The organism is Streptomyces echinoruber (genome assembly GCF_014651135.1).
Classification (GTDB): Bacteria; Actinomycetota; Actinomycetes; order Streptomycetales; family Streptomycetaceae; genus Streptomyces; species Streptomyces echinoruber.
The window spans coordinates 83,538-102,396 of record NZ_BMWH01000020.1 but is presented as its reverse complement, the minus strand read 5'-3'; the positions used below and the strand labels follow the sequence as shown (position 1 = coordinate 102,396).

The window sequence follows — 18,859 nt, the reverse complement described above, 5'->3', positions numbered from 1 at the left end:
ATGGGCGAAGCTCGGCAAGGGGGTTCTCCTACTCGGCTGCGAGCCATGCCACGCTGGCCGTGCCGGTGGCGATGACGGCGTACAGGTCCGCGGTGGTGCCGCCGACTGTCGGGATCGTGATGGTGGCGCCGGCGGCGACTTGGATGCCGCCGGTCGCCGCGGTGTTGGCCGTCACGTTGGGGCCCCCGAGGAAGACGGGGGCCGTTCCGTTGTTCTGGACCAGGACACCGCCGGGAAACGACGTGCTGACGAGCAGCGTTGCCGTTGTCCCGACGGTGACCGTGCCGTGACGGTAGTTGGCCATGGCTCAGAACGACGGCGCCGCGAGACCGGCGCCGCCGATCTCGACGACCGACTTGGGGTAGCGGCCCGCGGTGAAAGCGATGTAGCCGTACACCTGGAGCCGGACGGTGAGGTTGCCGGAGCCGACCTCGGGCAGGACACGGGAGCGGATGCCCGACTCGTACAGCAGCAAGTCCGAGGCGCGGATCACGTGGATGACGTCCTCGTTGGTGCCGGTGCCGAGCGTGGTCGGCATCGACGGGTCGGTAACGACCGGCAGGCCGTGCATCTGGCCGACGACCTGCTCAGCGGCGACCGCGCCGAGGGTGGCCATGGCGTTCTGCGGGTTGCCGGCGTCCGGCACCACGAGCGGCCGGTTCTGCGAGTCGACCGCCGCCAGGAACCATGCCCAGCGCCGCGGGTGCATGATGATCACGGTTGGCGGCATGAAGCGGCCGGTGTGCACCCTCTGCACCGCGTCCGCGATCTTCGAGTAGATCGCCTGGACGGTCGCTGTGGAAGCGGAGATGGTCACGATGTTCGGCGTGTTGCGGACACCGGTGACCTGCCCGGCGCTGCCGGAGCCGGAGATGACCTGCACGTCCGCCTTGGTGGCGTAGTCGGCCACCAGGTCCCGGAAGATGACCTCGTCGAAGGAGACGGGGCTCTGGTCCAGGAGCTGGATCGCGACGTCCTGCTGGCCGGCGATCGTGCGGACCGGGGCCGTCACGAAGTCGTCCGACAGGTCAGTCTCCTGCACGGCCGCGTTGTCCGCGGTCTGCACCGCGGTGGCGGTACCGGTGGCGACCTTCGGGATGTTGATCGAGTCGGTGCCCGGGGGCAGCGGCTGCGAGGTAACGACGTTCGCGTACGCGCGACCGGCGCGCGCCAGCTCCACGAACTGGCCCATGAGCCACAGCGGCGGCACGAAGTAGCCGCCGGTGCCGTCGGTGCGGTTCAGGTCGCGGAACTCACGGTCGGACTCGACCTCCATGGCGTGCCGCTGCAGCCGCTCCCGCGCGCTGCCGTCGCCGTCCATGTTCAGCTGCACCCGGGCCAGGTCCTGCAGGTAGGACCGGCCGTTGCCGCGCTCGTAGGTGCGGGCCTCGTTGACGTGCTGGACGCGGGCCTTGGCCCGCTGCACGGCCTTCGCGCCTTCGGTGATCGTACGGTTGCGCTCGGCCTCGTCGGACAGTTCCTTGATGCGCTCGTCGAGCTGGCGCAGCTCGTCGTCCTTCGCGGCGATCTGCGCGGTCAGCTCGCGGAACTCGGCGTCCTCCTCGGGGAGGAGGTCCTCGCGGGCCTCCTCCTCGGCGAGGTCGGTGATGGCCTTGCGCTTGGCGAGGATCTCCTCGCGCTCCCGGGCGGTCTGCTCGCGGCGTGCGACGAGCCGCCGGAATCGCTCATCCATGAGCGTGCCTTTCTGGCGTTACGGATCATGACAACGGCCAGTGCCAGGCCGAAATGAGCCGTCGAGCACCAGTGCCAGGCGTGCGACAGCGACCGCGGTCCGTGCCGGATCGCGGGAAACTCGAGGGGGTGCGCCGGGGTCAGTCGGCGTCTTCGAGGTGCCGGCGCAGGTGCCGCTCGGCGGCGGTCTTCGCCTCGGCGGGCATGTCGGCCTGCGGCAGCAGCGACAGCGCGTGCCGGACGGCGGGCAGCGACGCCGGGGAGCCGATGCGCGGCTCGTGGTGCGGGAATCGGTACGCCTCGGCCGCCGTGGGGTCGCCGTCGGGGTCGACCCAGGCGTGCACGTACCGCAGGACGATCTGGCTGCCCGAGGCGGCGCCGGCGGCCGCGCGCCGGTCGAGGGGGTCGTCTGTGACGGCCGTGGTGTGCGCGGGGATCTGCGCGCTCAGCCCCACCTGGACCTCGCCGTCCTCGATGGCGCGGGCCTCGGCCAGGCTCAGCCTGCCGGAACGTTTCTGCTCCGGCCGCATCTGCCGGTGCAGGGCGAGGACGTTGTCGCGGGCCCGGGTCAGCCGCTCCAGGTCGACGCCGTCGGCGCGCAGCTCGGCCATGGCCGCATCAGGGTCGAGCTCGGCGAGCAGCTCCAACGCCTCCGAGTAGCTGTTCAGCTGTGCCGACGTAGCCGGGTTGGCGCCGAAATTCACCACGGACACGTCGCCCTTGTGCAGGGAGACCTCTAGGAGACGGCGCTCGGTGTAGTCCTCGTTCCATTCGTCCTGCTTCACCCGGAACCCGAAACTCATCTCATCCATGTCGCCGCGGCGCATTTTCGGCACGAGCGCCTGGACGTCCGGGTCGGACGGGTCGAGCCCGGCTTCAACGTGCAGGCCAGTCGAGTCGGCGGACAGCTTCAGCGTGCCGGACTTGGTGCGCGCGAGCGGCATGCCGGTGTGGTTGATCAGCAGATGCGTGTCAGCCCGAGCCGCGAGGGTGGTGTCGAACGCGTGCGGGTCGACGACCTCGGTCCAGCCGGCGGGTGGTCCCCCGTACACCTCGTACGGGGAGTTGAAGACGGACGCGTAGCCGGTCAGCAGCAGCTGCCCGCCCGCCAACTCACACAGTTCGAACTGCCCGGAGGCGATGGCACGCCGCTCCGGGGAGTCCCGGAGCTGTCGCCGGTCAACCATGGCTCTCCCTCGGGGTTTTGATGAGGTGCAGTCCCGGATCGCTGGTGCGGTGGCCGCGGACCTGCGGAACGGTGACGTTGGCGCCGGCCTGGATCGGCAGCGGCGTGTAGTCGGCGCCCTTGCCGTCGGGCAGCGGGGCCTCGTCCTCGACGGCGCGGATCTCGTCGAGGCTGTTCTTGCCGATGAGGCGCTGCTTCTCGTACACGGTGTGGCGGGTGAGGATGTCCACGCGGATCAGCGCGTCGGCGTTGAACTTGATGTACTGGCCCCTGGGGAGCAGAGCCGACAGGTGATTCTCGATCTTCACCAGGTAGGGCAGGAGCGCGTCCTGGATGAACTCGATCTGCCGCTGCTCCGGGGAGCTGTAGGTGTAGGAGCCGCCGGTCTCGCCGCCGATCTTCTCCGGCGGGATGCCGTAGATCGACGCGATCTGGGTGGCGCCGAGCCGGGCCACCTCGACGAACTGGGCCTCCTGCACCGACACCGTGATCGGGTCGTACTCCCAGTCCTTGCCGAACACGATCGGCTCGTGGGAGCGGATCGCCTGCACCAGCCGCCGCTTGATGACGGTCGCCTGCTGCTGGTCGACGGTCTGCTGCGTGTTGCGGAACCGCCCGGGCGGGGTGCCGCCGCTCCGGAAGTAGTCGTCGAGGAACTTCTGCGCCGCCAGCCCCGTGGACACGGTCACCGCGAACGCGGCCATCGGCGACAGGCCCCACACCCGGCCCGGGTACGTCATCCACGGGATATGCACGACGTCCTCGGAGGGCAGCTCCACCCCGCAGTACGACCACACCGGATCCGTGAACGAGCCCCGCGTGCCGAGCGCGTTGGTGTCCTGCACGGACACATCCGCCGGGTTGAGCCACTCGATCCGGGTGGGGTACTCCAGCCAGTCCCGCTCGGTGACCAGGCCGACCGCGTTGCCCCGGTAGACCAGCGACAGCATCGCCCGGCCGAGCCAGTCGTCGATCGTGCCCTGCGCCGACGGCCGCTGGAACAGCGGCGCCAGCGGCAACCGGGTGCGGGTCTCCCCCACCTTGCGGTACTGCTTGATCGGCGTCGACGCCACCGACTGCGACAGCAGCCGGCCGGCGGCGAACACCGGCGCCAGCCGCACCGCCCCCTCGACGCTGACCGCGGCCGGGGAGGCGAGGTCGTCGACGGGCCAGGAGACGTCGCCGACGCCGATGCGCCGCTGCTCGGGTGTGTCGGCGCCTCGCCGCGTCCAGCCCCAGCGGCGGAAAGGGTTGCGCATGCGGCCCCCTTCCAGGCATCCGGGCTTGCCCCTGCGGGCGATCAGCGGGTCAGAAGATCGAGTCGAGGACGTCGTATTGCCGGCCGTCGAGCAGGTGCGAGCGAGCCACGTACGACCAGCGGGCGAGCGTCATGGCGACGAGCGGGCTGATGTCGGTGTCGGTGCCGTTCGACGTCCAGGCGACGGTGTCCCCGGACTGCTTGGTCTTCGCGCCGGCCACCGCGGTGTCCAGGTGCTGGTTCGGGATGTAGCGGAACGCCTGCTCCCGCACGGCTTCGAGGATCTGGCCCGCGGCAGCGGCCATGTCCACCGCGTTCGTCACCGCCAAGTCGCCGGGCGCCGGCCCCTCCGGGTCCTCCGGGAGCTGGAAGCCTTCCTTGTCGAGGGCGGTCTTCAGGAACGCGAAGGTCCCGCGGCCCATCGCGACCGTGATCGGCTCCAGCGCGTCGCGCAGCTCGACCAGGCGCGGCACGAGCCACTTGGTGCCTGGCCGGTAGTCGGCGAGCTGCGCGTGCCCCAGGCCGTCGTCGCGCACGCCGTACACGCACACCGCGGCATAGTCCCGCAGCGGCGAGACGTCGACGCCGATCCCGACGCCGCCCTCCGCCGTGCGCCGCGACTGCTCGTCGGCCATGGCCGCCCACAGCCGCGGGTCGATGACGACGTTGCCCTGCGTGCGGCGCGGCCAGATGCCGAGGATCTCCCGGGCGAAGCCCTTCGGTGACATGCCGCGCCGGTCCCGCAGCGTGGCCTGCTCGGTGACCCGGGTGCCCCAGGCCGGGTTCGTCGCGGCCCACAGCGCCCGGTCGTCGAGGTCGATCTCGTCGAGGTGGTCGAGATCGCCGGCGGCGCCCCAGTCGCGGTAGCCGAGCGAGTCGTCCCCTCCTGCCTCGGCTCGCTCGCGCAGCATGAACAGCACGTCGCCGGACTCGCCGTCCAGGGGCGGGCTGGAGGTGTAGATGATCTGCGGGTTCGGCCGGGCCCGCATCGTCGGCATCAGCGCTTCCTGCTGGAGCAGCGTGTACGCGAACGCCTCGTCGATGATGACCAGGTCACCGGAGAAGCCGCGGCCGGAGCCCTTGCTGCGGGCGACGAACTTGATGCGGGCCTCGGTGTCGAGCCGCTCGAAGCCCTCTTCCCCGTTGGTGTTCGAGATCTTGATGCGAACGCCGTCGATCTCGATGAGGTTCTCGTTGTTCCCGACCTGCTTGCCCAGCCGCCGCAGCAGCGTCCGGAAGCGCCGGAACGCCTCCATTGCCGTCTTGTACTCGTGGGCGGACCACAGGATCAACTGCTCGCCCAGGAGCAGGAACCCGGCGAGCGCGCGGATCTCGAGGATGCCGCCCTTGCCATTCTGGCGGGCGACGAGCTCGGCGTACTCGAAGCACGCCCACTTGCCGTCCTCCCGGCACGCGAGCAGCAGGGTGACCGCGTCCCGCTGCCACGGATCCGCGACGAGGCCGGCGCGCGCGGCGAGATCGCACGCCTCCTCGCCGTACGACCACGCGTACGGGGGGTGGACCTCAACCCTCGGCTTGGCGGCGGCGCTCAGCGATCCGCTTCGTGAGGTCGTGGACACCCACACCTCCCGACGGCTCCGGCTTGGCCGGCCCAGATCCCGTCTGACCTTGGCGAATCTCCGCCAACAGCAGCTTCAGAGCACTGGATTGCTGCCGAGACTCCGCCAACAGTCCCGAAATATCGCCGAATTGCTCGATATTGGGGTTGACACCCCCAGTGGACGCGCGCAATATGGAGTTCAGAAGGTCAAGCCGGTCAGCGATCCGACAAGCCTCCTCCAGCAGCACCAGATGCGCCGGAGTCAGAGACCAGATCGCCAGCGACTCCCGCCACATCCGGCGGCCCCGCTCCCCCAGCCCGGCCGGCTCCTCGACCCCCTCAGCCACCGCTCACCACCCCGGGAAGCCCCCTGCCGATTTCAGCGGGGGGATATTTTTTTCAGTCGGGCGCGGGGTCGTCCGCCTCGTGATCAAAAAAAGCCGATCTTGACGCCGCATTTGATCAACTTGGGCGTTTCCGCAGGTCAGAGGCATATGTGCAGGTTAGAGGCTCGCCGTGTCGACGGTGAAGCTGGGACGTGGCCGCTGCGCGGCGCGCAGCTGGTTGTTCCGGGCGGTGTTGCACCTTCGGTGGGCGAGCCGGCAGTTGGCCCGGTCGAGAGGGTCACCACCGAGCCAGAGCGGATGCACGTGGTCCACGGTGCGTCCCATGGGGTGGGTGGTGCCGGGCAGGGACTGGTCTACCCAGCGGTGGCAGATCCAGCAGTGGGTCTCCTCGGCGTAGACCTGTGCCTGGAGGCGCAGCCAGGGCCGGCCGCTGCGGGCCTGCCTGGTGCGGCGGGCGATCTCCTGCGGGCTGAGCTGGGGCATGGCCGAGGGGTGTGGGGTCAGGCCGTGGAGGTGGGGGCAGGGGTGGCGGGTGCCGGCGTGGTGGGGCTGGGAGCGGGTGCCGTGGTGGAGGCCGTGGGTACAGGCGTGGTGGGCTGCGTGCTGGGGCGCACCGTGGGCGTAGGCCGTGTGGTGGTGGGTGCCGGGGCGGGCTGCTCGCGGTGGGTGCAGGCGGTCAGGGCGAGCAGCAGCGCCAGGGCGCTGGCGGCGGTGAGGGTGCGGCGCATGGCTCCTCAGCGGTGGATGTCGTGGGCTGTGGTGCGGCTGGCCCGCATGCGAAAGCCCGGCCACTTGGGCCGGGCTCGGATGCTGTGCTGTGGTGGCAGGTTGGGCGGTTGAGACCTTGCCGACAGCGGTGCCACCGTCTCACAGAATGAGCGCGGGGCGATCTTCTGTCAAGTACACGCCTGGTCAGGTGCCTTGGCAGACGGGCTGCTTGGTCTTCTGGCGGCGTACGGCATCGGCGATGTCGGCGAGGTCCCACAGGGCGAGGGCCTGGCCGCGGCTGGGGTTCGGTCGGGAGCCGGCCGGGGTGATGCAGCGGCGGCGCGCCCAGTCGCGGAACTGCTTGGGCTCCATGCCGAGGCTGTAGGCGGCCTGGGTAGTGGTGACGAGGGGCCGGCCGTCACGTCCGGTGCGTGCGGTGATCACGTGACCAGTGTGCCCAGCCGCCAGTGCTACCAGCCGATCTGCCATTCCCGTTCGGGCTGGTAGTTCACTGTTCGCCCGGCGTCGTACGTCGTGCGCGGGCCGCCCTCCTCGGTTGTGCCGGGTGCTGCATGGCGGCGCGCAGGGCGGTTCCGAAGGCGTCCATCGCCGTGTCCAGCTCGGCAGGGCCTGCCTCGTGGTAGCGGAAGGCGGCGGTCATGAGCTGCTTCGTCGCGTCCTGCACGTCGCGGTCGGAATGGCGCAGCAGGGGCGCGGCTGCTTGGGCAACGGCGGCGATCTTCGGAGTAATGCTGGAGGACGCCGTCTTCTGCTGCGCTCGTTCCTGCGTGAGGAACCAGCTGGCTCCGCCCATGGCGGCTGCGATCTGCCGGTGGTCCGATCCTCGGATGAACGCGGCGAGGCCGGCGCCGGACATGGCCGCGAGGGCTATGGCGCTGAGCTTCTCGCGCCAGTTGCTCCAGAGGATGCGGTCTTCGTCGACGGCGGCGCGCAGCTGGGTGACGGCGAGGAGCATGGCGTCGAACTGGGCGCCCAGGTTGTCGCGTTCGGCCTTGGCTTCGGCGCTGGCTGTGGTGCGGGCGTTGAGCCATGCACCGAGCGGCACGGCCGACGATGGGCGCGACGAGCGCATTGAGATCGAGGTTCACCGGGGCATCGTGGCCCAGGCTCGGCCTGCCGGTGGGCCTGTTGCGGAGACGTGACGGTCTAGGCGTAGCGCGGTGACGCGGCGTTCGAACCCAGCAGCGGACGAGGCGGCACGCGGGCGGTCTCAGCAGGACGCCCCTCGCGAAGGAGGGGCGTCTACGCGGGCCCGGAGAGCCTTGTTGTCCCGAAGGAGCGGCGTACGCGCCCTGCCGCCGGTCGTCCCGGCCGCCGGCGGCCGGAAGTTCCTACACGGGCCCCGAGAGACCTTTGCCGCGTCCGGCTACGGCGGTGAGCGACGGTGAGCTGGATTGATCAGGGCTTGTACGTCGGATCCATCAAGTACAAGGCCGCGCCGATTTCGGTGACCTTCGCGTCTGCGCTTCCCTCGCAGGCTGCGCTCATGTCCTTCTGGAACCGGGTGATCTCCGAGTCGGCGGGCAGGCCGGATCCGCCGTCGCTCCTGCGTGCTGCGCTGAGCATGTCGGCGGCAGTCACCCACCGCTCGTGGCCGTTCATGCCGCTGAGGAAGTCGCCGCACGTCGTGTTCGAGTACGGCCTCTTCCAGGTCTGCTCGTACTTGTCAGGCTTCTCCGTCGTGGGACTGAGCTTTGGGGCCTCTTCTGCGGGTGCGGTAGTTTCCGGCGCTGCGGAGGATGGGACCGGCGCTTCCGTGGCTTCCGTCGTGGCGGCCTTCGTCGGCACACTCTTCGAGTCGCTGTCACTGCTGCCGCAGGCGCTGAGGGTGGCGGCGAGGATGGCGATGGCGGTGAGCGCGGTTCTGGCTTGCATGGTCCCCCCAAGGACGGTGCCGACTGCCCGTCATTGTGGGGAGGATGCGAGGATTGCTGGCGGCGTGTGCGCGCTTCGTGGCGCAGCTGTGACACGAGCGAGTCCAGCCGTGGTAGGTGGAGCGCGCGATGGCCTACACGGGTACCGTCGCCCACCAGTTGTTCTGGGCGCTGCACGACGGCGAGGCCTGACCCCGGCGATTCCACACCGCCCTGTCGCAGGGGGCCATCGAAAGCTTCGGGCTGGCGTGCGCCAAGTTGTGAGCGGATCGTCGACTGCCGGTCAGGGTGTGTCACGAATGGGTGACTGCTGCAAGAAAGTTGCACATAGAGGTCACACCTGGCGCTACGGTCAACGCCGCTCACACGTCCTGGGGGGACACATGACGAATCCGTACACCATGCCGCCGCAGCAGCCTGCCAGAACGGCCCCGAGGTGGGCGCGGAAGCGGTACGTGCTGCCTGCGATCGGTCTCGCCTTCTTCCTTGGCGTCGGCGCCGGGGCTGGCGACCAGGGTCAGGGCAGCGACGCGAAGCCGACGGCCGACAAGGTGCGCCCGACGGCCACGGTCACCGCGACGGCAACGGCCACGGAGACCGCGACGCCGGAGCCGGCGCCGACGGTGACGGCGACGAAGACGGTCAAGGTGAAGGTGACCGTCACCGCGCACGCAGCGGCCGCGGACTCGGGGAGCAGCGGCGGGAGTTCGTCGGGCGGGTCGTCCGGGAGCGGGAGCTCCGGCTCGTCGGGCGGCTCCGTGAGCACTGGGAACGGTGCGACCGCGCTCTGCAACGACGGCACCTACTCGTACGCCGCGCATCATCAGGGCGCCTGCTCTCATCACGGAGGCGTGGCCGTCTTCTACAGGTAGGCCCACTCCGTAGGTGGGAGGTAACGAACCGCCCAGCCAGCGGATCGCGTGGCCGGGCGACACTTGATCTCCAGCATGCTCCGAAAGGGACTCGATGATTGGTCTTGCCGTCTCCCTCGTCCGGCTGTCTCTGCGGCTCTGCTTCGGGATGATCGACATGATGTTCTGGATGTGCACCCTCGGGAAGGTGGACCCCAGGACCCGCCGCTTCGTCTGACCTGCTTGTGGGCGGGCCGGGGTTCCGCTCCTCCCGAGCACACGAGTTCGCGCGGCCTGCCATGACGCGGGCGGTGTACAGCCGCCCAGTACGCCTGCCCCGTTCGAGGGCTCCGGCCCAGCGTATGGCCTCAACGCGGCAGGGCCAGGACTCGGGTGATCAGAAACTGGGCTGTTCGTCGCCGTGGCCGTCGTTGTTGTAGGCGTTGACGTATGCGAGCCGCGCGATGGTCCCGCAGTGTCCGGTGGTATTGAAGAGCCGCGTGTCACCGAGGGCTTGGTGCGCCGCGAGACTGAAGACCCCGCTGGCTGATCCAACGGTCTTCCCATGTGCGTCGACAAGGTTGTACTTGATGTCGTAGGCCACAGCGTGAGCTGAGTGGTTGGTGATCCAGAGCGTCACGTACGGCTGGTGGTCGGAGTCGCAGTCCGCCGTGACCCGCCGCAGGTCACGGGTCGGATGCTGGTAGTGCCGTGGGCTTGACGGCGAAGGAGCCGTCTGCGTCGGCTTCGTTGATGAACAGCCACTCAAGACGAAAAGGGAAATCAGGAGCGCGGGCAGCGCGCCGAGAAATCGGGTTCTCATGGGCAGAATTTCTCACTCGGTGCGACAGGTGGAATACTCCGGATCCTATTACTCCCCATCGTCGTCCCGCCAGGGCAGCTCGTTGGCGTAATTTCCTACTCCATCCATGTTGAGCGCCAGAGAGCCGGCACGCATGAACTCAGCGTGTTTGCGAAGCATGGCGTTTCTCAATTCCATCATTGCATCCATGGCTGTCTGCCACTCACCGCTGTTCTCTTCGTACTGGTGAACTTCCAGCGCCGCATCCCCTAGCCTCGATCTTGCATGAGGGTCCGTCAGCTTGCTGGCGGGCCCTTTCGGCTCGTTCGGGGCGGTGATTTCTGCAGGTGGGCATGTGGGTGGCCCGGCTGTCGCGTCGGGTGGGCGCCGGGTTCCACGGCTCCGGTGGGGTGGTGCTGTTCGTAGGGGTGGGAAGCTGCTGGTCAGCCGGGGTTCGGTAGGGTCGCGAGCCGTTGCAGGGCATGGGTGATCAGGTCGGTCCAGGGCCAGTGCCTGGCGAGGCGGAGGATGCGGCGGCGTCCGCTGGTGACGAGCTGGGCCGCTGCGGAGAACAGCCGTAGCCGCAGGCGGCGGGGTTCCCACAGGCGGGCGGCGCCGGTGAGGGCGAGCATCGGCATCCAGGCCAGCAGGTCCAGGGCGATCTGGATGATCTCCAGCCAGATCTGGTTCTGCGCGGCGTCGTGCAGGGGCAGGTTGCGCAGACCGGTGGCGCGGGCGGCGCGGATGCGGTCCTCGGCTCGGGCCCGCTGGCGGTGGCGCAGTTCCAGCTGGGCGATCGCGACGTGCTTGGTGTTGGTGGCGAAGCAGGTCAGCCTCATGCCGTCGGCGTCGGTGAAGCGCAACTGGGCGCCCGGGTGCGGGCGTTCCTTGCGGACGATCAGCCGCATGTCAGCCGGCCAGCCCTTGAGACAGTCGCTGCCGGCGTCGATCTCGGCGACCCAGGCGCCGTCGCGGATGTCGTCGTTTGGTTCGACGGCGGGTGTCCAGGCCGAGGCCGGGATCTGCAGGACCGCGTGGTGGATGGCGTCGGTGATGGTCATGCCGACCGAGTACGACAGCCACCGGCCCCTGGCGGACAGCCAGTCGACGAACTCATGGGTGCCGCCACCGGAATCACACCGGATGAGGGTGCGGCGTCCGCGCCGGTGCATCTTCGGCAGCTGGGCCAGGGCCAGCTTGGTGGCGTCGATGTGGTCGGCGGCGGTGTTGGAGCCCGCGTTGCCGGGCCGCAGCAAACCCGAGACCGGCTCGCCGGACCCGCCGCGGCCGTGGTCGACGAATCCCATCAGCGGGTGGTGCCCGAACGTCTTCTTCCAGGTCGCGGCGGCGTCCTGCTTCTCGGAGTGCGCCAGGACGAGGACCCCGTCGATGTCCACAATCACCTGCCCGCCCGCATCCGGTGCCGCGGCACCGGCCAACCGCCATACATGTTCGCGTACTTCAGCGCGGGCGGTGCGGAGTGCGGCCAGGGCCCGCTGCCCGCCCGACGCCAGCTTGCTGATCAGCCGGGAGACCGTGGGATCGGAGGCCACCGGCCCGAACACGGCCGGCTCGGCCCGCAGCAGGGCCACATCGGCCAGGCAGTCCCCGCCCAGCGCGACGGCGAGCGCGACATCCAGCAGGATCTTGCCCGGATCGTGCACCGCCCGCGGCTTGCGCCATGGCTCAAGCGCCGCCGATATCGCCGCATCCAGACCGGTCTTGCGGACCGTCTCGACCAGCAGCACCGCCCCGGCCTGCGAAATCGCTCCGCGACCGCCGCCCTCGACGCGGACACGCGGGTAGGACCCGATACGCTTCTTCACCTGGAAAGTGCCTCCGTCGGTGGCGGGAACAAGGACCTCAGCAATCCTCATTCTCGCTGGTCAGAGGCACTTTCTGCTTTTTTGACCACCAGCCGGACAGCCCGCTCCGTGAAAGCACGAGGCTAGGACCTGCGCGACGGTGGCGCCGTACCAGCGGTGGGCGCGGCGAAGTGCGACAGACCTGTGACGGATGCCGCTGCTGCCCCAGGGCGCACGGGTTCGCGCGGCCTGCCACTAACGCGGGTGGTGTACGGCCGCCCGAGACGCCCGCCCCTTGAGAGCTCGGCGCCAGCGCACGCATTGGCCACGCGAACTGAACTGGAACGGCCCGAGACGCCGTAGCGTCTCGGGCCGTTGCCGTTGGGAAGCGCGCCACGCCGACCGTACCGCTCAGCGCGGGAGGACACCGAGGACCTGGAGCAGCACCATGACGAAGATGCCGACGATGAGGGCGAAGCCGATCTCGGAGATGCTCATGCTGCTCGTCTACCCGGCGCGGTTGGCGGCATGAGGCCGGCAGACTGCCGTCATTCCTGGATCGGTCGACCGCTGACGGCCTGGCCGTCGCGTACGAGCAGGATCAGCGGCCGGGGCACGTCGTGGTCCTCGAGGGCGCCTTCCGGTACGGACGCCCCGCCGGTGAAGCGGTCGCGGGTGCTGCCTTCGCTGGCGTAGTCCCACACCCACTTGGGGTGGTTCGAGCGGACGCGGATGTTTCCTGCGGCGTCCAGGACGACGTCGCCGGGCTTCCAGGTCGCGTCAAGGCCGGTGATCTTGTGGGCGGGTTCCATGTGCGCATCATGCCGGACCCCACTGACAGCCGGGGGGCTGGGCGCGGGCTGCTCGCCCGAGCCGCCGTCTCGGCGGTAGCCGCGGCGTCCCTCGACGGTCTTAGCGACGGTGGCGCCGTACCAGCGGTGCGCGCGGCCGGAGCGGTCGTCGGGTTCCGGCCAGCGCCCCTTGGAGCGGTCTGCGCGGATGGTGGCGGCCGCGATGCCGGTCAGAGCCTCGATCTCGCGGGCGGTGTAGAGGCGGCGGGGCTCCAGCTCGGCGGCGGGCCGCTCGATGTGCTTGGCGATCGCCTGGTCTACGGCGGCCGGGTCGAAGATCAGGTTCCTGCCGCGTTTGCCGACCGGCGGCGGCCAGGCGGGGTGGCGTGCCCAGCGGTTCCGCACGGTGGCTTCGCTGCGGCCGTGGCGGGCGGCGATCTCGGCGTACGTCTCGCCGGGCTGCGTGTCTACCATGGCAGTGTCCGTCCCTTCGTGGATGGTTGGTGACCGGTGGGGGTTTTCCGGCGGGCACCCTGTGTGCTCGTGGGCTTCGGCCCGGCCCCCACTGGTCGTCTTCTGGTCTTGCGGGTGCGGCCCCCGGCTGGTTGCCGGGGGCCGCGGTCTGTCACTCGTCCTGGTTGCCGGTCAACTGGTGGGCGACGATGTGGAGGGCGTCCGCGCCGGTGACCAGGTTGATCCGGATTTCCAGGCTCACCACGTGTTCACCGGTCTGCATGAACCGGCTGAACAGGTGCGCTGCGGAGAGCCAGTGGAGGCATCCTCCCCACAGTCCCGCCTGAAGGTCCTCGCTGATCGGTTCGTCCTCGACGAGTTCGGTGACCCGGGTGACCGCGGAGATCATCTCCGGGCCGTGGAGCACATCGCCGTCGAAGTCGGGGAGAGTGATCGGGATGGGGAGGAGTTCGCACACCCTGCCGATCAGGGTGTAGACGGTGAGGAGTGCGATCCCCAGGGTCTGGATCTCCCGCTCGGACTCGTCAGACATGGTGTCCGTCCTCTCTGGAGTTGTGATGGTTGGTGAAGGTTCCGGGGGTTTCCGGCCCCTCGTTCCTTCTGTCTCCATTATGGACCATTCGCGCACCGTTTTGCAACACTTCCGGGCGGGAAAACGGCCCCAACTTCCGCAGAAGCTGAGGCCGTTCGCCGAGGTCAAGCCAGGCGCCAGCCGGACAGCCGGCCGTCGTCGCCGACGTCGGCCACCAGCCGCATCCCGGGCAGGTCGCTCACGGGCACGCCGACGGCCGCGGCGATCTCGGCAGCCGGGTAGCGCTCCGGCTGGGCGCGCTCCTCCGGCGGGACGTCGGCGGCGACGATCTCGGCCTGGTCACCGAACAGCAGCAGGACCTGGACAGTCACAGTGGTCATAGGGGTCATCCTTCCTTGGACGGCGGGTTGACGAGCTGGAGCCGGACGGCGCCGACGCGGACCATACGGAGCGCGAGGGAACGCAGCTGGCCGATGGGGTGGCGTGCGAAGCCGGCGCAGATGGCGGGCGCCGGCGTGCCGATGGTGGCGTGGCAGATGACGTGTTCCTCGGTGGCGATGGCGGCCCGGGTCATCTCCTGGACGCGGCCGGGCGCCAGGCGCGCCCGGTTGCCGGGGCGGTAGATGCAGGTGTCGCACAGGGTGGCGCACTGGCGCACCGTGCGGGTGCGCCAGTCGGCGACGTCGGTGCTCGGGTCGGTCACGGCCGCCATTCCTGGCGGTAGCCGGTCCGGTCCGCGTAGGGCAGCGCGAGCAGGCGCAGCGTGCGGCACGGGTATCGCTGGGGGCTGCTGCCGCCGTGGGTGGGGTAGCCCCATTGGCCGTCGACGCAGGTTCCGCATGAGCCGTCGTTCACGTCCTGGTGCTCGTCGAGGAGCTGCCGCTTGGCGTCGATCTCGCGCAGCACCCGAGCCGGATCCAACTCTGCGACGTGCTGGCCCACGCCGTCGGCGTCGGCGTTCTCTGGGGTGACGGCTACGACGCCATCGTCGAGGTAGTCCACGACGGTGTACCGCTCGTAACTCGCCTGAGGTGGGCGGGCTGTCCACACGTCAGACTGCTCGTCCCAGAAAGCCGCCCGCGCGATCCGCTCGTCCTCTTTGAGCTGCTCGTCCAGCCAGCGCACCAAGTCGTCCACACTGGTCATGAGCTCATCCTCTCGTCGCGGCGCAGGACCTGGTGGCAGACGTCGACGTGCTCGCACCGCCCGGTGTCGAGGTAGCTGCCGTGGACGCAGCGCGGCCGGTTGTGCTCGGGGTCCTGATCGCGGTGGGGCGCGCGACGGACGTCGGCGCCGGCGCGCTTGTGCCAGCCGAGCGGTTCGTCCTGGGTGTCCGGGGCGAACACTGCGGCGGAGGTGATGAGGGCGGCGAGGCTGCGGTAGCACCAGCCATACGCGGCGCACCCGTACGGGTCTCCGTCGGGCACGCACACGAGCCGGTGGTTGAAGAGCATGCGGACGGCGATCCACCGGCAGCCAGCCGCGTGAGCGATGACCAGGCCCTGCCACAGTGGATCGGGCTTGGGGGCGTCGAGAAGCTTCACAGTCGGCCGCCGTTCTTGTGCTGGGTGATGTGGGCGTGCGCGGCCGTCATGCAGGCGTCCCAGCCGGCGCGGTCGAGGCGGCCGGAGCGGGCGACGAGCAGGGGCAGGCCGTCGCGTCCGCAGGGGCCGCACCAGGCGGCCCAGGCGCGCGCGGGCGGCGCGGTGCTGAAGCCGACGGGCGGGAACTCAGCTGGCCGGACCTGCAGGGGCGCGCTCATCGCTTCCTCCGGGCGTACCAGCGGGCGAGCCGCGGTGCCAGGCGTCCGCGCCATGTCGCCGACAGCTGGTTCTCCAGCTCGCCGAGCATACGCGCGGCCCGCAGTTCCACGCCCGCCCAGCGCAACTTCTCCTCTGTCGGGCCGAAGTTCTCGTCGCGTGCGCTCACTGGGGTATCGCCTCCGGGTCGAACAGGGTCGGGTGTGTCTGTGGTGCTCGCCGTGCGGCGGGCGGCGCCGCACGGGGCTGTGGTGGCTCCTGGGCGGCTTCCTGCCCGGCCGGGGCCGGTGGCGTGGGGAACGGGCCGGCCTTCGGACAGGGGCAGCGGCACCACCACACGCACGGCTCACCGCCGGGCCGCGGGATGAGGCGGGCCACGGCGCGGCCGTGCTGGTTGTGCACCCAGTCGGTGGTGTCGTCGACGTGCGGGCCGCCCTGCTGCCGGTGCACGCACCAGTCGCAGCGCCCCGACAGGCAGTTCCAGCAGGTGCCGCGCTCGCAGGCCGACCACCGCCAGAACCCGAACGGATACCGGCGGTCGACCTCGCGGAGGAACTCCGGCCACACGTGCTCGCGCACCCACGCGCCCTCCGCCTCCGACATCGGTGACGGGTTGGGCACGGGGTCGACGAGGCCGAGGATCAGCGCCCCGTGCAGGTTCAGCAGCTTGGTGTCCCAGACGGCCTCGAGGTCCGCCTGTGTGAGCTTCCGCTGCGGCCGGCGTATCGGCGCGGTCACCGGTCCGGCTCCTGGTGGATCGTCTGCCGCGGCGGCCCGAACTTCTCGGCGAGCATCGCGGCGATGTCGGCCTCGGTGCGGCCTCCCACGATCAGGACCTTCATGGGCTTCAGGCCGAGCTCGGCGAGCTGCACCACGATCGGCTCGTCGGCCATGAGCCGGGTCATGTTCTCCGCGGACAGGCCGAGGACGACGACCGGGGCGCCAGTGGACTCGCGCAGAAGTGCCTTGATCATCCGTCGGTCACCCCCAGTTCGTACGAGGCGCGCACCAGGGCGGCCCATCCGGCGTCGTCCAGGACCATCCGGGACCTGCGGCTGAGGTAGCGGGAAACCGCCTGCTGACCGACACCGATCCGTACGGCGAGCTGCCGCTGCACACCGGGCCACGGCCCCGGCTTGGTGGACTGCCGGCCGTCCGGCGGCTGCGGAGCCGGACCGCGCGTGGCCGGGTCCGCGGCCTCCCAAGCGGCCAGTGCCCTGCCGTGAGCGGCCCGGGCCTTGCGGCCTTCCGTGATCTCCTCCTCCTGCTGCTGCCGTAGTCGCGCGTAGAGGCGAGCGAGGACGGCCTCGGGCTCGCCCAGCAGGGACATGTCCCCGATGCGGGCGGGCAGCTCGGACGGTGCCCCCGAGAACTGGGCCAGCAGCCAGCGTCCACCGCTGTTGCCGTACAGGGCGCGCCGCTCCTCGGTCATTCGCCAATCACCTCAGCGTCATCGGCGAGCTGCAGCCCAGCGCGCTCGCAGAACTCGGTCAGGGTCATGTCGTCGCTGTGCGGGTCACCAGTGTCGAAGCGTCGGATGTAGGACCATCGAGGTCGTCTCCGTCCGTCCTCGGTCCACACGGTCCCAACACCGCGCTCGTAGCGCAGGTTGAGGTATTGGCGATCGGTGGTCCAAACGTCCCAATGCGGCGGGCGGGCGATAGGGCTGGGGCGGACACATCCCAGAACGATCGGCCGAGGTTCGGCGAACAGATCGAGTGCGCTCACTCGCCGGTCACCTCCGCGTCGTCGTGTGGTTCGGCGCGCTGGGTGAGGGTGTGGTCGGTGGTGCCGGGCCGCGCGTCTGGGACGTCCCACGCCTCGGTGTCGTGCTCCTGCATGTTGTCCTGCGGCTCGCCGGTCACCTCCGCGACGGCCAGCTCAAGGCCGGCGCGCTCGCAGAACTCTTCGATGGTCATCTCGCCGTCGAGGCGGTCGCCGGTGTCGAAGCGGGCCACGGCGCCGTCGGGCGTGCGCGTCCACGTCTCGGAGTCGGGGTTGTCGTAGGCGTCGACGGTGCCGATCCCGGACCGGTAGCGCAGGTAGAGGTACTGGCCGGTGGTGGTCCAGGCGTTCCACTGCGAGGGGACGGCCACGCAGGTGCGGACGACGCGGGCGAGGACGATCGGCTGCTGCTCGGCGAGCACGTCGGGCGTGATGATCTCCCCTCCCCCGGCGCGCCGGTTGAGGATGGCGGAGATGGTCTCGTTGAGGGCCTGCATGCGCCGCGCGAACTCGCCAGACTTCACGTAAGCCTGGAACTGCGCGAACGAGGTGATGATCGGCGGCTGCGGCGGTTCGGGGACTCGGCCGCGCTGCAGCTGGCGCAGGGCGCGATCGGCGTCGGGGTACGGGCGGTAGTTCACCGGTCGGCCCTCCAGATGACGACGGGGCGTGCACCGTAGCCCTCGGCGACCTTCACTACGCCCGGGTTGATCCACATGACGGTCTTCACCGGCAGGTCGAGCATCTGCAGCTCGAAGCCGGCCTTCTCCGCGGCGTCGGCGAGGACGGGGTCCGGCCCGTAGTCGACCGCGATGGTGCGCATGTAGGAGCCGAAGTCCGGCTCGTCCGGGCGCCAGCCGTACCGCTCGACGTGCCGGTTGATCTCCTCGGCCAGGGCCTCGCGGAAGGCCTCGATCTGGGCCTGGGTGCGCTGGCGCCGTACGAGCGCGGACACCGCGTTGGCGAGCGCGTTCGGCTGTGCCGCGCCGACGTCGTGCCGGGGCTGTTCGGCGAGCTTCGCCGCCCACCAGTCGGCGGCGGCGACAGCTTCGGGACGTGGGGTCACGGGGTGGCGCCTTCCTGGGCGTGCTGCTGGGCTTCGAGGACGATGTCGGCGGTAGCGCGGATCGCGGCGCGGGCGGCGGCCACGTTCTCGGCAGGGGTGTCGGGTCGGCCGCGGGTGGCGCGCAGCACGGCGAGGGCCTGGCGCAACGGCTCGTCGAGGATCAGCACGAGCCTGTCGCCCGCCGGCGCACCGTCCGGCGCGGGCGGCGCGGGCTCCGGCGTCTCCTGGCCGGAGGCCGCGGCGCGCTGCCTCTGCTCCGTCTCGATCGCGTCGATGTCGCGGAGGATCGTGTCCTTGCCGACCCCGAGCCGAGCAGCGATTTTGCGGGCGCTGATGCCTGGCTCCTGGCGCAGGAGTTCCTCGACCATGGCGCGGCGCGCGGCGATCGTGAGTGGCGCGGGCATGT

30 protein-coding genes are annotated in these 18,859 nt (G+C 70.2%); 2 read left to right on the top strand and 28 right to left on the bottom strand.

Features of this window, described 5'->3' with window-relative positions; genetic code table 11:
* Nucleotides 1–28: 28 nt before the first annotated feature.
* The 11 genes from IE225_RS22250 to IE225_RS22200 form a co-directional block, all read right to left on the bottom strand.
* The gene (locus tag IE225_RS22250) at nucleotides 29–304 is read right to left on the bottom strand and encodes a hypothetical protein (protein WP_190059369.1); all 276 of its coding nucleotides are present in this window, start codon (nucleotides 302–304) and stop codon (nucleotides 29–31) included.
* A gap of 3 nt (nucleotides 305–307) precedes the next feature.
* Nucleotides 308–1,693: a phage major capsid protein gene (locus IE225_RS22245; protein ID WP_190059368.1), complete on the bottom strand. Its 1,386-nt coding sequence runs from the start codon at nucleotides 1,691–1,693 to the stop codon at nucleotides 308–310.
* 139 nt (nucleotides 1,694–1,832) lie between these two features.
* Nucleotides 1,833–2,879 (bottom strand): HK97 family phage prohead protease, encoded by a 1,047-nt coding sequence (locus IE225_RS22240; protein WP_190059367.1) that lies wholly within the window; start codon nucleotides 2,877–2,879, stop codon nucleotides 1,833–1,835.
* A complete protein-coding gene (locus IE225_RS22235) occupies nucleotides 2,872–4,137 on the bottom strand; it encodes a phage portal protein (protein ID WP_190059366.1) in 1,266 nt (421 codons plus the stop codon). Before IE225_RS22235 ends, IE225_RS22240 begins: the two co-directional genes overlap by 8 nt.
* Before the next feature lie 49 nt (nucleotides 4,138–4,186).
* Entirely contained in the window at nucleotides 4,187–5,716 is a 1,530-nt protein-coding gene (locus IE225_RS22230; RefSeq protein WP_190059365.1) for a terminase large subunit domain-containing protein, read from the bottom strand.
* Nucleotides 5,661–6,044: a hypothetical protein gene (locus IE225_RS22225; protein ID WP_190059364.1), complete on the bottom strand. Its 384-nt coding sequence runs from the start codon at nucleotides 6,042–6,044 to the stop codon at nucleotides 5,661–5,663. Before IE225_RS22225 ends, IE225_RS22230 begins: the two co-directional genes overlap by 56 nt.
* A gap of 156 nt (nucleotides 6,045–6,200) precedes the next feature.
* A complete protein-coding gene (locus tag IE225_RS22220) occupies nucleotides 6,201–6,527 on the bottom strand; it encodes an HNH endonuclease (protein ID WP_190059363.1) in 327 nt (108 codons plus the stop codon).
* Nucleotides 6,528–6,544: 17 nt separating this feature from the next.
* The gene (locus IE225_RS22215) at nucleotides 6,545–6,772 is read right to left on the bottom strand and encodes a hypothetical protein (RefSeq protein WP_190059362.1); all 228 of its coding nucleotides are present in this window, start codon (nucleotides 6,770–6,772) and stop codon (nucleotides 6,545–6,547) included.
* A gap of 184 nt (nucleotides 6,773–6,956) precedes the next feature.
* Nucleotides 6,957–7,196 carry a phage regulatory CII family protein gene (locus IE225_RS22210; RefSeq protein WP_190059361.1) on the bottom strand — a complete coding sequence of 80 codons (240 nt, stop codon included), beginning with the start codon at nucleotides 7,194–7,196 and terminating at the stop codon, nucleotides 6,957–6,959.
* A gap of 64 nt (nucleotides 7,197–7,260) precedes the next feature.
* Nucleotides 7,261–7,818 carry a hypothetical protein gene (locus IE225_RS22205; RefSeq protein WP_190059360.1) on the bottom strand — a complete coding sequence of 186 codons (558 nt, stop codon included), beginning with the start codon at nucleotides 7,816–7,818 and terminating at the stop codon, nucleotides 7,261–7,263.
* 353 nt (nucleotides 7,819–8,171) lie between these two features.
* Nucleotides 8,172–8,648, bottom strand: coding sequence for a hypothetical protein (locus IE225_RS22200; RefSeq protein ID WP_190059359.1), 477 nt, complete (start codon nucleotides 8,646–8,648; stop codon nucleotides 8,172–8,174).
* Between the two features lie 382 nt (nucleotides 8,649–9,030).
* Between IE225_RS22200 and IE225_RS22195 the strand changes: the two genes are divergently transcribed.
* Together IE225_RS22195 and IE225_RS33805 are read left to right on the top strand one after the other, a co-directional pair.
* Entirely contained in the window at nucleotides 9,031–9,519 is a 489-nt protein-coding gene (locus IE225_RS22195; protein WP_190059358.1) for a DUF3761 domain-containing protein, read from the top strand.
* Between the two features lie 94 nt (nucleotides 9,520–9,613).
* Nucleotides 9,614–9,736 (top strand): hypothetical protein, encoded by a 123-nt coding sequence (locus tag IE225_RS33805; RefSeq protein ID WP_268250012.1) that lies wholly within the window; start codon nucleotides 9,614–9,616, stop codon nucleotides 9,734–9,736.
* 159 nt (nucleotides 9,737–9,895) lie between these two features.
* Here IE225_RS33805 and IE225_RS22190 read toward each other — a convergent pair whose 3' ends face one another.
* From IE225_RS22190 to IE225_RS22110, 17 genes are all read right to left on the bottom strand, one after another.
* Entirely contained in the window at nucleotides 9,896–10,321 is a 426-nt protein-coding gene (locus tag IE225_RS22190; RefSeq protein WP_190059357.1) for a hypothetical protein, read from the bottom strand.
* 422 nt (nucleotides 10,322–10,743) lie between these two features.
* Nucleotides 10,744–12,126, bottom strand: coding sequence for an IS1380 family transposase (locus IE225_RS22185; protein WP_190059356.1), 1,383 nt, complete (start codon nucleotides 12,124–12,126; stop codon nucleotides 10,744–10,746).
* 527 nt (nucleotides 12,127–12,653) lie between these two features.
* Nucleotides 12,654–13,370 carry a helix-turn-helix transcriptional regulator gene (locus tag IE225_RS22180; RefSeq protein ID WP_190059355.1) on the bottom strand — a complete coding sequence of 239 codons (717 nt, stop codon included), beginning with the start codon at nucleotides 13,368–13,370 and terminating at the stop codon, nucleotides 12,654–12,656.
* Between the two features lie 151 nt (nucleotides 13,371–13,521).
* Nucleotides 13,522–13,902, bottom strand: a complete 381-nt coding sequence (locus IE225_RS22175; protein ID WP_190059354.1) for a hypothetical protein — start codon at nucleotides 13,900–13,902, stop codon at nucleotides 13,522–13,524.
* 164 nt (nucleotides 13,903–14,066) lie between these two features.
* Entirely contained in the window at nucleotides 14,067–14,282 is a 216-nt protein-coding gene (locus tag IE225_RS22170; protein ID WP_190059353.1) for a hypothetical protein, read from the bottom strand.
* Between the two features lie 5 nt (nucleotides 14,283–14,287).
* Nucleotides 14,288–14,605 carry a hypothetical protein gene (locus tag IE225_RS22165; protein WP_190059352.1) on the bottom strand — a complete coding sequence of 106 codons (318 nt, stop codon included), beginning with the start codon at nucleotides 14,603–14,605 and terminating at the stop codon, nucleotides 14,288–14,290.
* Nucleotides 14,602–15,048 carry a DUF6221 family protein gene (locus IE225_RS22160; RefSeq protein ID WP_229879887.1) on the bottom strand — a complete coding sequence of 149 codons (447 nt, stop codon included), beginning with the start codon at nucleotides 15,046–15,048 and terminating at the stop codon, nucleotides 14,602–14,604. Before IE225_RS22160 ends, IE225_RS22165 begins: the two co-directional genes overlap by 4 nt.
* Nucleotides 15,045–15,446 (bottom strand): hypothetical protein, encoded by a 402-nt coding sequence (locus tag IE225_RS22155; RefSeq protein WP_190059351.1) that lies wholly within the window; start codon nucleotides 15,444–15,446, stop codon nucleotides 15,045–15,047. The genes IE225_RS22160 and IE225_RS22155 overlap by 4 nt, the downstream gene beginning before the upstream one ends.
* Nucleotides 15,443–15,664 carry a hypothetical protein gene (locus IE225_RS22150; RefSeq protein ID WP_190059350.1) on the bottom strand — a complete coding sequence of 74 codons (222 nt, stop codon included), beginning with the start codon at nucleotides 15,662–15,664 and terminating at the stop codon, nucleotides 15,443–15,445. The genes IE225_RS22155 and IE225_RS22150 overlap by 4 nt, the downstream gene beginning before the upstream one ends.
* Nucleotides 15,661–15,831 (bottom strand): hypothetical protein, encoded by a 171-nt coding sequence (locus IE225_RS22145; protein ID WP_190059349.1) that lies wholly within the window; start codon nucleotides 15,829–15,831, stop codon nucleotides 15,661–15,663. The genes IE225_RS22150 and IE225_RS22145 overlap by 4 nt, the downstream gene beginning before the upstream one ends.
* Nucleotides 15,828–16,400, bottom strand: coding sequence for a DUF6248 family natural product biosynthesis protein (locus IE225_RS22140; protein WP_190059348.1), 573 nt, complete (start codon nucleotides 16,398–16,400; stop codon nucleotides 15,828–15,830). Before IE225_RS22140 ends, IE225_RS22145 begins: the two co-directional genes overlap by 4 nt.
* Nucleotides 16,397–16,636: an ElyC/SanA/YdcF family protein gene (locus IE225_RS22135; protein ID WP_190059347.1), complete on the bottom strand. Its 240-nt coding sequence runs from the start codon at nucleotides 16,634–16,636 to the stop codon at nucleotides 16,397–16,399. Before IE225_RS22135 ends, IE225_RS22140 begins: the two co-directional genes overlap by 4 nt.
* Entirely contained in the window at nucleotides 16,633–17,094 is a 462-nt protein-coding gene (locus tag IE225_RS22130) for a hypothetical protein (protein WP_190059346.1), read from the bottom strand. The genes IE225_RS22135 and IE225_RS22130 overlap by 4 nt, the downstream gene beginning before the upstream one ends.
* On the bottom strand, nucleotides 17,091–17,390 hold the full coding sequence (locus IE225_RS22125) for a hypothetical protein (protein ID WP_190059345.1): 300 nt from the start codon (nucleotides 17,388–17,390) through the stop codon (nucleotides 17,091–17,093). The genes IE225_RS22130 and IE225_RS22125 overlap by 4 nt, the downstream gene beginning before the upstream one ends.
* Complete coding sequence (locus IE225_RS22120) at nucleotides 17,387–18,028, bottom strand: hypothetical protein (RefSeq protein WP_190059344.1); 642 nt, start codon at nucleotides 18,026–18,028, stop codon at nucleotides 17,387–17,389. The genes IE225_RS22125 and IE225_RS22120 overlap by 4 nt, the downstream gene beginning before the upstream one ends.
* The gene (locus IE225_RS22115; protein WP_190059343.1) at nucleotides 18,025–18,453 is read right to left on the bottom strand and encodes a hypothetical protein; all 429 of its coding nucleotides are present in this window, start codon (nucleotides 18,451–18,453) and stop codon (nucleotides 18,025–18,027) included. Before IE225_RS22115 ends, IE225_RS22120 begins: the two co-directional genes overlap by 4 nt.
* A complete protein-coding gene (locus tag IE225_RS22110) occupies nucleotides 18,450–18,857 on the bottom strand; it encodes an HTH domain-containing protein (RefSeq protein ID WP_190059342.1) in 408 nt (135 codons plus the stop codon). The genes IE225_RS22115 and IE225_RS22110 overlap by 4 nt, the downstream gene beginning before the upstream one ends.
* Between the last annotated feature and the right edge of the window lie 2 nt (nucleotides 18,858–18,859).